The organism is Streptomyces sp. NPDC056061 (genome assembly GCF_042266885.1).
In the GTDB taxonomy this organism is placed as follows: Bacteria; Actinomycetota; Actinomycetes; order Streptomycetales; family Streptomycetaceae; genus Streptomyces.
The window spans coordinates 1-13,106 of sequence record NZ_JBHJWQ010000033.1 but is presented as its reverse complement, the minus strand read 5'-3'; the positions used below and the strand labels follow the sequence as shown (position 1 = coordinate 13,106).

7 protein-coding genes and 1 pseudogene are annotated in these 13,106 nt (G+C 74.1%); 6 read left to right on the top strand and 2 right to left on the bottom strand.

Translation table 11 applies throughout. The features are described from left to right. The first annotated feature begins 6 nt into the window (after positions 1-6). From ACFC79_RS32285 to ACFC79_RS32270, 4 genes are all read left to right on the top strand, one after another. Entirely contained in the window at positions 7-465 is a 459-nt protein-coding gene (locus tag ACFC79_RS32285; protein ID WP_376247614.1) for a hypothetical protein, read from the top strand. A gap of 800 nt (positions 466-1,265) precedes the next feature. Further along, on the top strand, positions 1,266-4,526 hold the full coding sequence (locus tag ACFC79_RS32280; RefSeq protein ID WP_376247731.1) for an FtsX-like permease family protein: 3,261 nt from the start codon (positions 1,266-1,268) through the stop codon (positions 4,524-4,526). Next, complete coding sequence (locus ACFC79_RS32275; RefSeq protein ID WP_376247611.1) at positions 4,519-7,281, top strand: FtsX-like permease family protein; 2,763 nt, start codon at positions 4,519-4,521, stop codon at positions 7,279-7,281. Before ACFC79_RS32280 ends, ACFC79_RS32275 begins: the two co-directional genes overlap by 8 nt. Before the next feature lie 211 nt (positions 7,282-7,492). After that, entirely contained in the window at positions 7,493-8,449 is a 957-nt protein-coding gene (locus tag ACFC79_RS32270; protein ID WP_376247608.1) for an ABC transporter ATP-binding protein, read from the top strand. 273 nt (positions 8,450-8,722) lie between these two features. Here ACFC79_RS32270 and ACFC79_RS32265 read toward each other — a convergent pair whose 3' ends face one another. Then, positions 8,723-9,424, bottom strand: coding sequence for an ABC transporter ATP-binding protein (locus ACFC79_RS32265; protein ID WP_376247606.1), 702 nt, complete (start codon positions 9,422-9,424; stop codon positions 8,723-8,725). 577 nt (positions 9,425-10,001) lie between these two features. Between ACFC79_RS32265 and ACFC79_RS32260 the strand changes: the two genes are divergently transcribed. Further along, on the top strand, positions 10,002-11,432 hold the full coding sequence (locus tag ACFC79_RS32260; protein ID WP_376247603.1) for an alpha/beta hydrolase: 1,431 nt from the start codon (positions 10,002-10,004) through the stop codon (positions 11,430-11,432). A 239-nt stretch (positions 11,433-11,671) separates the two neighbouring features. Then, positions 11,672-11,995: pseudogene (locus tag ACFC79_RS32255) on the top strand (alcohol dehydrogenase catalytic domain-containing protein); the annotation flags it as partial. A gap of 350 nt (positions 11,996-12,345) precedes the next feature. Here the strand turns inward: ACFC79_RS32255 and ACFC79_RS32250 are convergent. Continuing rightward, on the bottom strand, positions 12,346-12,915 hold the full coding sequence (locus ACFC79_RS32250) for a histidine phosphatase family protein (protein WP_376247728.1): 570 nt from the start codon (positions 12,913-12,915) through the stop codon (positions 12,346-12,348). Between the last annotated feature and the right edge of the window lie 191 nt (positions 12,916-13,106).

The window sequence follows — 13,106 nt, the reverse complement described above, 5'->3', positions numbered from 1 at the left end:
CAGGCGATGCGGGCGTCCGCCGGACCCGGGACCGAGGACCCGGCGACGGCGAAGCCTGCCGCAGGGCCGCGATCGCCAGGTCCGGCTCGCCCGGCGCCCGCCGGTCGCGGGACCGGATGTGTGCCGCAGGCCGCGTCGGGTGTGCTGGAGGAGGTGTTCCGGGGAGCTGAAGGCGATGTGGGGGAGCCGTCCGTGTCGCAGGAGGGGCGACTCGTTTCCCGGCGGCACCCCCGGAAGTCGATGACGGGCCACATGATGGGCGCGTCCGGGGCGGTTGGCGCCATGGCCGCTCTGTTCGCGCTCAAGGACGGCACGGTGCCGGCCACGCGCAACCTCGACGAACTGGACCCGCGCGTGGAACTGGACGTGGTGCGCGGCGAGCTGCGCACCGGTCGGTGGACCGCCGCGCTCGCCAACTCGTTCGGGTTCGGCGGACACAACGTCAGCCTCGTCCTCACCGAGTGACGACGAGACCTTGACCCCCACGCCGGGCGGCACGGCGCCCACAGATCCGTTCGCCGCCCGCTCGTGATGCCGTGTCGCCGCCCGGCCCGACCACCCGGCCCGGCTCGACCACTGGCCCGACCATCGGGCCGGTCACGACATCACGGGTTCGGCCCCAGGGGGTTTTGGCCGTCGGACCCGGCAGCGAAGTCACCCGGCACGGGGCCGAGTTCGGCCGCCGCGCAACGAGCAACGCGTACAGCCGGAGCCCCGGCAGCTCCGCGGCGGCCTCCGGCCTCCGGTGCCCGTCGCCCCCGTGACCAGGGCGAGCGGGCGTTCACGAGCTGGGGAGCAATGGGGGGCGGGCCTCCGATGCCCTTCGAGTCCGCCTCCCGCGTTCTCGCCGGTCGCGAGGTTCTCCGCGTTCTCGGCTTCGCTCGAACAGGGGAGGCCGCCTTCGCCACCGCCCCCTCCTCCGCCCGGGACCGAAGTCGCATGCCGTCGCTCACCGGTCCACTTCCCATTCCTCCCCAGACCGTCAGCCCCTCCCACGTCCTGCCGACTTCCACGCGTCTGGTCACTCATGATCCTCATCGTGACGGGCCGCTCCTCGCGCAGCACCCGAATTCTTCGGGTACCCCACATCTCCAGCTCTTGAGGTGTGCAGGTCATTTCCCGTCACAATCCGATCAAGCCCGCTTCACCATCACTTACTCCACCGCGTCCGGTCTGACAACATCACCGGAAGGTCTGAGTGGCAGTGACGGCAGAGGCGTGGGGGAAGCCGAGTGGCGACGTACAGGGGGCGTTCGGGGCGTGCCATGCTCGTCCTGGCGAGGGCGCAGGCGCATCGCCCACTGATCACCGCTGCGCTTGTCATCGTCCTGCTCACCACCTCCATGCTGGCGGCCCTGGCCGCCTACTCGACCGCGATCGGCGACGCGGCCCTGCGCCACTCGCTGGCCGAGCCGCGCAACGCCGCCGATGCCGCGCTGGTCGTCAAGGCCGAGGTGGCGGCCGATCGTCGCGTGACCGTCGACACCGCCGTACGCGACGAAGCGCGCCGTACCTTCGACGGGCTGCCGGTGACCGTGCGGACGCTGGTGCGCTCCGGCCCGTACGCCCTGCCCGCAACCGCCCGGGGCGCAGCCCCCCGGCCCGGCGACAAACCCGACCTCACGCACTTCGCGGCGCTAGACCCCACGCAGGTGCGGCTCGGCGAGGGGCGTCTGCCACGTGCGGGCGTACCGGACGTCGAGGTGGCGGTGCCCGAGACCGCCGCGCGGCGGCTGCGACTGGCGCCGGGCGCCCGCCTCACCGTCACCGACCGGCTCGACGGGCCGCCGGTGCGGATCCTCGTCACCGGCGTGTACCGGCCCGCCGAACCGGACTCCCCCTACTGGCTGCTGGACGAACTGGGCGGTCGGGGCGTACGGGCGTCCACCTTCACCACCTACGGCCCCCTGCTGACGGCGCCCTCCGTCGTCACCGGTGGCCGGGTGAGCGCCGGAGGGGCGGCGTGGCTCGCCTCCGCCGATTTCACCCGCCTCACCGCCGACCGCATCGGCGCCCTGCGCACCTCCGCGCGCACCGGGCCGGCCGCCCTGCTCAAACTGCCCACCGGGAACGACGGAAAGGGCGGCACGGCCGGCGGGACGACCGCGAGCACCGCCCTTCCCGAGCTCCTCGACCGGGTCGAGCGTTCCCTGCTCGTCTCCCGCTCCACCCTCCTGATCGTCGCCCTCCAACTCGCCCTGCTCGCGGCCTGCGCGCTGCTGCTCGTGGCCCGGCTGCTCGCCGCCGAACGTACCGGTGAGACCCGGCTGCTGCGCGCCCGCGGCGCCTCCCGCGCCACCCTCGCCGGCCTCGCCGCCCGGGAGGCGCTGCTGCTGGCCGGGCCCGCGCTGCTGATCGCCCCGCTGCTGGCCGGTCCGCTGGTCCGGCTGCTGGCCGGGCAGGGGGCACTGGCCCGGCTCGGGCTGGAGCTGGAGGTACCGGCCGGCGGACGGCTCGGCGTGTGGCTGACGGCGGCCGGCGTGGCGCTGGGGTGCGCGCTGGCGGTGACCCTGTCGGCGGTCGCGCCGACCGGGTTCCGCTCGTCCCGCGCCCGCGCCCTGCCCGCCCCGCTGCGGGCCGGGGCGGATCTCGGGCTGGTGGCGGTGGCCGGGGTCGCCTACTGGCAGCTGGACCGCCGCACGTCGGGCGCGGTGAGCGCGGACACGACCGGCGCCCTGGGCATCGACCCGCTGCTGGTCGCCGCGCCCGCCCTCGCGCTGCTGGCCGGCGCGGTCCTGACGCTGCGCCTGCTGCCGTTGGCCGCCCGGCTCGCCGAGCGTCGGGCGACGGGCGGGCGGGGGCTGGCCGCGGCGCTGGCCGGCTGGCAGCTCAGCCGCCGTCCTGGGCGCGGCGCCGGTCCCGTCCTGCTGCTCGTCCTCGCCGTCGCGCTCGGCGTACTGGCGATCGGCCAGGGCTCCTCCTGGGAACGCTTGCAGGGCGACCGGGCCGACTTCGCGGCGGGCGCGCCGGTGCGGATCCTGGGCACCGGCGGCGACGAACTCGGCCGCACGCAGGACTACGCGGCTGTGCCCCACGTCCGCGAGGCCGTTCCCGCCGCGCGGACGACCCTGTCGCTGTCGGGGAATCGCACGGCGACGGTGCTGGCGCTGGACACCGCGCGCGCGGCGGACACCGTCCTGCTGCGCCCGGACCTGGCGCCCGCCCCGATGAAGCGACTGCTGGCGGAGCTGGGTCCCGGTGAGTCGGCGGGCGCGCGCGTGCCCGCCGGGGCGACCCGGCTGACGCTGACGGCGACCCTGATCAGTTCGCTGAGCGGCACCAAGAGCGCGGCGACCGTGACCCAGACGCTGGAGGACGACCACGGCGTCCCCTACTCGTTGCCGTCCGGAGCCCTCCCGGCCGACGGGCGCCCGCACACACTGTCCGTCGAACTTCCGGACAAGCACGGGCCGTTGACGCTCACCGGGGTGCAGCTCGTGCTGCCCGTGCCGTCCTTCCACGCCGAACAGCACACCCTGACCCTCGACGCCCTGACCGCGACAACCGCCGCCGGCACAGCACAGCGACTGACCCTGCCGGCGTCCTGGACGGCGACCTCCGGCACCAACGGGCCGGGCTCCGCCAACCCCAGGACCTCGCCCGCCCGCCCGCGCGTCCGCCCCGCCGCACACCCGACCGCGGTGTACGGCACGGGCTACGTCCCGTCCGACGCGCTCTGGCTCAGACCGTCACTGACGCTGCGCATGCAGGTGACACAGCCCGAAACCACCGCGGTGGCCGTCCTCGTCACCGACCGCTTCCTCGCCTCCACCGGCGCCCGTCCCGGCCAGACGATGGACATCGCCTTCGACGGGCAGAACGTGCCCGTGCGGATCGTGAGCGCCCTGCGGCAGCTGCCGACGACCCGGGGCGGGGAGCAGGACGACGACGGCGGCGCCGTGCTCCTCGATCTGCGCGCCGTGAACCGGGCCCTCCAGGCACGCTACGGGGCCGTCCTCGCGCCCACCGAGTGGTGGCTGCAGCCGGACTCGCCCTCGGACGGCGCGGGCATCGCCACCGCGTTGCGTGCCCGACCCGACCTCGATCCCGGGCAGATCGTGGTGCGCGACGAGATAGCCGCCGGGCTGCGCGACGACCCGTTTGGGGCGGGCCCGGAGGCCGCGTTCACCGCGGCGGCCGGGGCGGCGGCGGTACTGGCCGCGCTCGGTTTCGCGGTGAGCGCGGCCGGGGCGCTGCGGGAACGGAACGCCGAGTTCGCGATCCTGCGTGCCCTGGGTGCCCCACGCCGCCGGCTGGCCCGTGCCGTCACGGCCGAGCACGGCGTCCTGGTCGCGCTGGCACTGGCCGTGGGCACGGGCCTGGGCATCGTCCTGACCCGCGCGGTGCTGCCGCTCATCGTCCTGACCGGCGAGGCCACCCGACCGGTGCCGGACCTGCTGGTGGAACTGCCGCCGCTGCGGGTGGCCGCCCTGCTGGCGGCCGTGGCCGCCGTCCCGGCCGTCGTCGTGGCGCTGCTGGCGGTGCGACAGTCCGATCCGGTGCAGGTGCTGCGGGAGGGTGAGTGACGTGGTGATCCCGTTCAGGCGTGGGGAACGTGCCACCGCACCATGGGTCCGCACCCGTCTGCGGTCGGCCCCCGGTGCGGCTCTCGCCCTCGCGCTGCTGGTGGCGGTGACCGCCTGCCTGGCCGCCGCGTTCCCGCGCGCGCTGGAGCGGTACGAGGACGCGGGCCTGCGCCGCTCCGTCGAACGGACGCCCGCCTCCCAGAGCGTCGTCCAGCTGTCCGCCCCGGCACCCCTGACGGTGGAAATGCCGCAGGACCAGCGCGAGGAACTACTGCGCCCCGCCACCGTGAAGCACGACTACGAAAGCATCCTCGGCACGCTCCGGCGCCCCTTCGTCCCCGACCTCGGCCAGTCGTCGTACGGCGTGACCACTTCCGTGAACCACGAGGTGTCCGACCCCTGGCTGCCCCGGCCGAGCGGGCAGCCCGCCCGGTTCGCCCTCGTCGCGCAGGCGGGCCTGGCCGACCACGCCCGGCTGCGCGAGGGCCGTCTGCCACGCGCGTCCGGCACGCTCACCGCGACGACGCCCGAGGTGGAGGCGGCGGTCAGCGCGGACACCGCCAAGAGCCTGCACATCAGGGCCGGGTCGGTCCTGCACGTCCCCGACGCGAGCCAGGGGACGCTCACCGTCCGGGTCACCGGCATCGTCGCCCCGCGCGACCGGGACGGCGCCTACTGGACGGCGGAACCCCTGCTGCGCACGCCCGCGCTGACGCGGGTGGTGCCCGCCGACCCGGACTCGCCCCGGTACTGGCTCGGCGCCCTGCTGCTGGCACCCGAGGCAGCCCCCGTGCTCCTGCGCGTCGAGGAGCTGCCCAAGCGCTACTGGCGGCTGGCCCCCGCCCCGCACACCCTGCACCTCCGTGACCTGGGCGAGCTCGAATCCGCGGTCGCCTCCCTGGAGTCGGGCCCCAGTCTCCAGCAGGTGCGCGAGGCCGCCGACCTCCTCATGGAGTCCTCCACCGACCTCGACGACGTGCTCGCCTCCTACTCCCGTTTGCGCTCCGGCCTTTCCACGCTGATCTCGATCGCGGCGTTCGGCAGCGGTGCGGTCGCCGTCGTCGTCCTGGCCATGGCGGGCGGCCTGGCCGCCGACCGCCGCCGCACCGAACTGGCCCTGCTGCGCGCCCGCGGCGCCTCGTTGCCGGGTCTCGCCGCCCGCCTGCTCGCGGAGACGACGGTGGTCGCCGTCCCGGCCGGGGCGCTCGGCCTGGCCGTCGCGGTGTGGGCCCTGCCCGGCGCCCGGACCCTGCCCGCGGCACTGGCCGCCCTCGCCGTCACGGTCGTCGCCTGCGCCGCCCTCCCGCTGCGCGCGGTGGCCGCCCACCGGCACATCCGCATCCCCGCGCTCCGCCACGACGTGACATCCGTACGGCCGTCCCGGCGGCGTACGGTCGCGGAGTTGACGCTCGTGACGGTGGCCGTGGGCGCGGTGGTGACCCTGCGCCGACAGGGCACGTCCGGCGGGTCCGGCGATCAGCTGATCGCGGCGGCCCCCGTGCTGGTGGGGATGATCGCCGCGCTGCTGCTGGTCCGCCTCTACCCCCTTCCCCTGCGTGCCTCGGTCGGCCCGGCCGGGCGGCTGCGCGGTGTGGTGGGCCATCTGTCCCTGGCCCGGGCGGGCCGCAGTTCGGCGTCCGCGGTGCTGCCGCTGCTCGCCCTGCTGACCGCCCTCACCACTGCCTCGTTCGGCGGCTCGGTCCTGGCGGGCATCGGCGAGAGCCGGGACCACGCGGCGCTCCTCGCCGTCGGGGCCGACGCCCGACTGGATTCGACGGTGGGCACCCTGCCCGCGGGGCTGACCGACCGGGTGCGCCGGGTCTCCGGCGTGCGGGAGGCGACGGCGGTGAGCGTCGCACACGAGAAGAGGCCCGGCGACGGGCGTCAGGCGATGCCGGTGGTGGGCGTGGATCCCGGTGGCTACGCGGAGCTGACGAGGCGAACGGGGCTCGGTGCCTTCTTCGGGGACGTGTTGAAGAAGGACCGGGAGGACGGCGCCGTGCTGCCCGCCGTGGCCTCACCGGGCATGGCCGACGCCCACGGCTCGGCCCCGTTCCCCCTCACCACGGAGGACGGCAGCAGTGTCACCGTTCGCATAGTCCTCGTCCGGGACACCACTCCGGCCGTGACGGGCGCCGACTTCCTGGTGGTGGACCGCGCCGGCCTCGGTGCTGCGGCGGCCAACCCGACGACGCTGCTGGTGACGGGCCCGGAAGCGGACGGCCGCGCCCTGCGCGAGGCGGCCGGAGACACGGTGTCGGTCCGCCTCCGCGCCGACGAGAGAGCCCGGTACGTCGACTCGCCCCTCCAGTCCGGCGTGGAGCACCTCTACATGGCGGCGGTGGCCGCGGGCGCCGGTTACGCCGTGCTGGCGCTGCTCCTGTCACTCCTGCGCGCCGCGCCCGAGCGCATCGCCCTGCTCGCCCGCCTCCGCACCATGGGCCTCACCCGTCGGCAGGGCCGCCGCATGCTCGTCCTGGAGTCCCTGCCGCAGGCCGTGCTCGCAGCGGCGGGCGGCATCCTGACCGGCTGGGTCGCGATCCGCCTGCTGTCCCCCGGCATGGACCTGACGGCGGTGGCCCTGCCGGCCTCGGTCGCCGCCCCGGAGCAGACCCCGTTGCACGCCGACGCCTGGTCGCTGATGGTGCCCGCGCTGTCCGTGGTGGCGGTGACGGTGGGAATCGCCGGCGTACAGGCGTGGTGGGCGGTCAGGCGAGGTGCGGTGCGGGAGTTGAGAGCGGGTGACACGAGGTGAGAAGGGCGGCACACCCCGTCCCCGGCGGCTCCGGCGACGGACCCCGGGGGTTTCGGCGACTCCGGCCCCCGGCCCCGGCGGAACCGGCGGCCCCGGCCCCGGACCGCGGCGGACCCGGCGGTCCCGGCCTCCGCCCCGACGGCCTCGTCCGCACGCGACAGTCCCGGCGCATCCTCGCCCGGCCGCGGCCCCCCATGGACCAAGGAGACCGATGACGACGAATCCCACCCTCGCCGACCTGGCCGACAAGGCGACCGCCACCCGCACCCGGCCCGCCTACGGCCACGACGCCCTCATCACCTGCGACCGACTCGTCCGTGTCTTCTCGACGGACGGCGTGGAGGTGCAGGCCCTCCAGGGCCTCGACCTGCTCGTCCGCCAGGGCGAACTCATGGCCCTGGTGGGCGCGTCGGGCAGCGGCAAGTCCACCCTGATGAACATCCTGGCCGGCCTGGACACCCCCACCGCCGGGGCGGCCCAGGTGGCCGGCCACAACCTGCTGACCATGACCGCGAAGGACCGCCTGAACTACCGGCGCAAGGTGGTCGGTTTCATCTGGCAGCAGACCTCCCGCAACCTGCTGCCGTATCTCACCGCGGCCCAGAACGTCGCCCTGCCCCTCCAGTTGGCGGGCGGGTGGCGCCGCTCCCGGGCCCGCACCGAACGTGCCCTGGAACTGCTGGAGTTGCTCCAGGTCGCCGACTGCCGGGGCCGCCGCCCGCACGAGATGTCCGGCGGCCAGCAGCAGCGGGTCGCGATCGCCGTGGCCCTCGCCTGCGACCCGGCGGTGCTGTTCGCCGACGAACCCACCGGCGAACTCGACTCCCACACCGCCGAGCAGATCTTCGCCGCCTTCCGCACGGCGAACGAGGAGCTGGGCACCACCATCGTCATCGTCACCCATGACCGCGCCGTGGCCACCGAGGTCCGCCGCACGGTCGCCATCCGCGACGGCCGCACCTCCACGGAGGTCCTGCGCCGCAGCGAGGTCGACGAGACCACCGGCCACGAGACGCTGGTGGCCCGCGAGTACGCGATGCTCGACCGGGCCGGCCGCCTCCAACTGCCCGCCGAGTACACGAGCGCGCTCGGCATGCGCGACCGGGTGGCGCTGGATCTGGAGCAGGACCACATCACCGTATGGCCGGACGACAGCGAGCGCGGCTGACCGTCGGCCGTGATCGGAGAGCGAGCACAGCTGACCACCGGCCACGACCGGACCACAGGTGCGGGTGCGCGGGCCGCTCGCCCCGACGACGCGCCTGGGCGGGCCCGGCCGACGGCGAACCCGTCGCTGTCGACCGGCACCGCCTCCCTCTCCGCTGCCGGTCGGCGCGCACGGCCGCCCGGAGGCGGCCCGGCAACTCGTCCATGCCGAACGGCTCGGTGACGTGGTTGCCGACGCCCGCGCCCGGCGCCGCCACCCGGGCGGTGGCCCGGCCTACCTCTCCGTCGCGTCCCGTATCTCCCCGTCGCGCAGTTCCAGCACCCGGTCGGCAAGGCCGAGCAGCGTCGCGTCATGCGTGGCCACCAGGGCGGTGACCTGTTCGCTGCGCACGACCGCCCGCAGCAGTTCCATCACGGCATGACCGGTCTCCGCGTCCAACTGCCCGGTGGGCTCGTCGGCGATGAGCAACGAGGGGTTGTTCGCCAGGGCACGGGCGATGGCGACCCGCTGCTGCTGGCCGCCGGAGAGTTCGCCGGGCCGCTGGGCCGCATGGTCGGCGAGGCCCACCAGGGACAGCAGCAGTTCGACCCGCTCCTCGCGCTCCCGCACGTCCGCCCGGCGCATGCGCATCGGCACGCCCACGTTCTCCGCGGCCGTCAGGATCGGGATGAGGCCGAAGGACTGGAAGACGAAGCCGACCCGGTCCCGGCGCAGCGCCAGCAGGCCGTCCTCGCCGAGCTCCGACAGGTCGAGGCCGTCCACGGTGACCCGGCCCCCGTCCGGTGCATCGAGCCCCCCGACGACGTTCAACAGCGTGGTTTTCCCGGAGCCCGAGCGCCCCTTGAGCGCAACGAGCTCACCCCGGGGGATCTCGAAGGAGACACCGCGCAGGGCGTGGACCGTGGCGGCTCCCCGGCCATACGACTTGTGGACGTTCTCGACGCGCACCATGGTCCCCGTGACGACCTGGCTCATGTGTCCTCCCTTGATCACGTGGGCCGGTCGTCAGTATCGCGGCCTTCCGCCCGGCCCTCAATGCTTCTACGGCCTTCACCCGACGCGGGAACCGGTTTCCGACAGGAGACACCTCGGCCGAGCCCCGACGGGAGACGCCTCGGCCGCGCCGTCCTCGTCGCCGCGAAGGGGCCTGCCGGGCCGCCGGGGGAGCGGCCCGGGGCGCCGGTCGTCGATGAACTCCGTCGGCCTCGGACCGGGGTGTCGAGGAACTGCCGAGGAGCAGCGACGTGGCGGCCCACGGGCCGACGACGAGTGCCCCCGGACCACCCGCACATTCCGCAGGTTCCGCCGTTCGGCGGTTCCACGGCGGCCCTGGTTCATCCCTGACCCGCCCCGGAACTGCCCCTGACAACGGCACCGGGCGGCCGACGGCGCACCTAGCGTGCTCAAGGAGTCCCAAGGGAGTCCCAAGGAGTCCCATCCGGGCCTGCGTCCTTCGTGAGCCCGGCTCGCACGCCCAGTCTCGTCAGGAGGACGAATCATGCCGTTCAGAGGCAGGTCCGCATTACGGCGCGCCGCCGTACGCAGCACGGCCATGGTCGCGGGAGCCACCATTGCCGCCGTCGCCGGTTTTGCCGCCGCACCCCTCGTGAACGCGGCGCCGGTGACCACCGGAGCCCTGCGATGGGCCCCGTGCGACCACCCGGACCGCCCGGGCGCCGACTGCGCCACCCTCACGGTGCCGGTCGACTGGGCCCACCCGGACGGGCCGACGTTCGGCCTGGCCGTGGCCCGCCGCCAGGCCACCGAACCCGGTGCACGCGTCGGCTCGATGGTGTTCGGTCCCGGAGGCCCGGGCGACTCCGGCGTGAAGCAGGTGGTGAGCAACATCGGCCGGTTCAGTCCCGAGGTCCGCCGCAGATTCGACATCGTCAGCTTCGACCCGCGTGGCGTGGGCCGCAGCAACCCCGTGACCTGCTCCGGCGACCTGCTCGCCCAGCGGCCGTCACCGGAGCTCGCAAGCCAGGCGGACTTCGACGCCACCCTGGCCTACAACAAGCGGCTCCGCGCCGACTGCCGGGCCCGCACAGGCCCGGTGTTCGACCATCTCGACACCGCCCAGACGGTCCAGGACCTGGACGCCCTGCGGGCCGCCCTCGGCGAGGCCCGACTGACCTTCCACGGCAGCTCGTACGGCACACTGCTCGGGGCACAGTACGCCGAGGCCCATCCGCGCCGGGTCCGGGCGATGGTGCTGGAGAGCGTGATGGACCACAGCGTGTCCACCACCCGGGAGTTCCTGCGGTCCGAGGCGACCGCCGCCCAGGACTCCTTCGACGAGTTCGTGAAATGGTGCGACGGCAACCCGGCCTGCGCACTGCACGGTCGCGACGTCCGCACGGTCTGGCAGGGGCTGCTGACCCGGGCCCGGCTCGGCGAGCTGGAGAACCCCGCAGAGCCGGGAACTCCCCTCTCGTCGGCGGATCTGGTCAACGTGATCGCCTTCAAGAAGTTCTACACGGTCGACCATGCGGGCCTGGCGGAGGCCATCGCCGCGATGGCGTCGAGCAGCCCGATCCCCGCCTCACCCACCTCGGTGTCGCCGCTGCCGCCGACGACCCCCGTCTTCTGCGCGGACTGGCGCCTGCCGGTGCGCGACCACCAGGAATACGCCTCACTCGTCGGCGTGATGAACAGGACCGCACCCGACCTGCCCTCCCTGCTGCCGATCCAGATGACAACGGCGTGCCTGGGCGCGCCGACCGCCAACCCGCAGCACCGCCTGACGGCCCACGGCGCCCCGCCGATCCTGGTGTCCAACGCACTCCACGACCCCGCCACCGGCTACCCCTGGGCGGTCTCGGTGGCCCGGCAACTCGGCCGCAGCGGCGTCCTCCTCACCTACGAGGGCCGGGGCCACGGCAGCGTCACCAGAGGCCCCTGCATGGAGCACACCGTCGACGGCTACCTGACCGACCTCACCGTGCCACCACGCGACACCAGGTGCCCGGCCGTGCCGTCCTGAGCGGACCGGACTCCCGGCAACCCGGGACGGCACCGACCGGCGGGAAGGGCCGGCCGGTGCCGTCCGCCGGCAGATCGCCGACGATCCCGCCGTCGTGCGAGTACTGCCGACAGCCGCCGCCCGGCAGATGGCCGGGTCCGGGCGCACGCCGGAGGCGGGGGTGTCCTCCACTGCTCGTAGGATGAGACGTTCTCGCGCAGGCACGGATTGGCGGGACAGCCCTGGGAAGGAGACTGCCGATGCCGGCCGCCGTCGCCGGCTCTCCCGGCCGGATCGCCGATGTCCTGACCGTCCGGGACGTGGGCGATCCCCCCGTTCCCGGCGCGGGCGAGGTCCTGGTGCGCATGCTCGCCTCGACGGTCAATCCCTCCGACGCGGTCACCGTCTCGGGCGCGTATGCGTCACGGATCTCCTTTCCCATGGTCCCCGGGTTCGAGGGCATCGGTGTGATCGCATCCGCCGGGCCGGGGGTGCCTGCCGGAGCAGTGGGCCGACGGGTGCTGCCGCTCGGGACGGCGGGCAACTGGCAGCAGTACAAGCGGCTCGGCCACTCCTGGTGCGTTCCGGTGCCGGACGAACTGCCCGACGAGGTCGCCTGCTTCGCCTACATCAATCCGCTGACGGCCACGTTGATGGTCGAACGGTTCTGCCGGCCCGGCATGCGGAATGTGGTGGTCACGGCAGCCACGTCGGCCATCGGCGGGCACCTGGCGGAACTCCTTGCCCGGCACGGCATCAGGCCTGTGGGGGTCGTCCGCGGAACGCCGGGGCGGACGGTGGCCGGCTGGTTGCCACCGCCTCCACCGCCGCTACGAGCGCAAGGCGGAAACACTTCCTGGCCTTCGCCGGGATCGCCGCGGCGCTCATCTGCCTCCGGCGCTTCTCGCGGCAGGGGTGGGGCAGCGGTCTGCCGCTACGGAACGTTCCAGGCGGCGATGAAGGGCTGCTCGTCCTCGGCGGCCAGGAAGCTGAGCGTGCCTGGATGCGGGTGGCCGAGCAGTCGGCCGGCGGACGCGTCCAGGCCGAGCCAGCGCACGGTGAGCACGCGCGCCAGATGACCGTGGGCGACGACGGCGACGTCGCCATCGGCCAACAGTGGCCGGATCCGGTCCAGCACCGCGTCCGTGCGCGCAGCCACCTGTTGGAGCTCCTCGCCGGGAATCACGCCGTCCCGCCACAGGTCCCAACCTGGCGTTGTCTCCTGGATCTGCGCCGCGGTCAGACCCTCATACCCTCCGTAGTCCCACTCCATCAGGTCGGGATCGGGCTGGACGCCGGTCAGGCCGGCCAACTCGGCCGTCCGCATGGCGCGGCTCAGCGGGCTGCTGAACACGGCGACCAGATGGCGTCGGGCAAGCCTCGGAGCGAGCGACTCGGCCGCGGCCTCGCCCGCGTCAGTCAGCGGGATGTCGGTGCGGCCGGAGTGTTGGCCCGACAGGCTCCATTCGGTCTGGCCATGCCTGATCAATATCAGTTCACCCATGGCTGCGCGCGATATCTGATCGAGCGAAACCTCCGGATGCTTCCTCGCCGCCATCGGCTGCACTCTCATCTGCTACCGGGGCTAATCGCAGTGCTCCCCCCGTTCACGGGGGAGGTGAAGCGATTCTCAAGACTGCTCTGACCCGCAGGTCACAGCGGACGATTCTGCTGTTCGATGTACTGGCGGACAGT

Coding starts and splice junctions, on each gene's coding strand:
- ACFC79_RS32285 (WP_376247614.1), top strand. CDS start 7: ATGCGGGCGTCCGCCGGACCCGGGACCGAGGACCCGGCGACGGCGAAG.
- ACFC79_RS32250 (WP_376247728.1), bottom strand. CDS start 12,915: ATGGGTGAACTGATATTGATCAGGCATGGCCAGACCGAATGGAGCCTG.
- ACFC79_RS32265 (WP_376247606.1), bottom strand. CDS start 9,424: ATGAGCCAGGTCGTCACGGGGACCATGGTGCGCGTCGAGAACGTCCAC.
- ACFC79_RS32270 (WP_376247608.1), top strand. CDS start 7,493: ATGACGACGAATCCCACCCTCGCCGACCTGGCCGACAAGGCGACCGCC.
- ACFC79_RS32280 (WP_376247731.1), top strand. CDS start 1,266: ATGCTCGTCCTGGCGAGGGCGCAGGCGCATCGCCCACTGATCACCGCT.
- ACFC79_RS32260 (WP_376247603.1), top strand. CDS start 10,002: ATGGTCGCGGGAGCCACCATTGCCGCCGTCGCCGGTTTTGCCGCCGCA.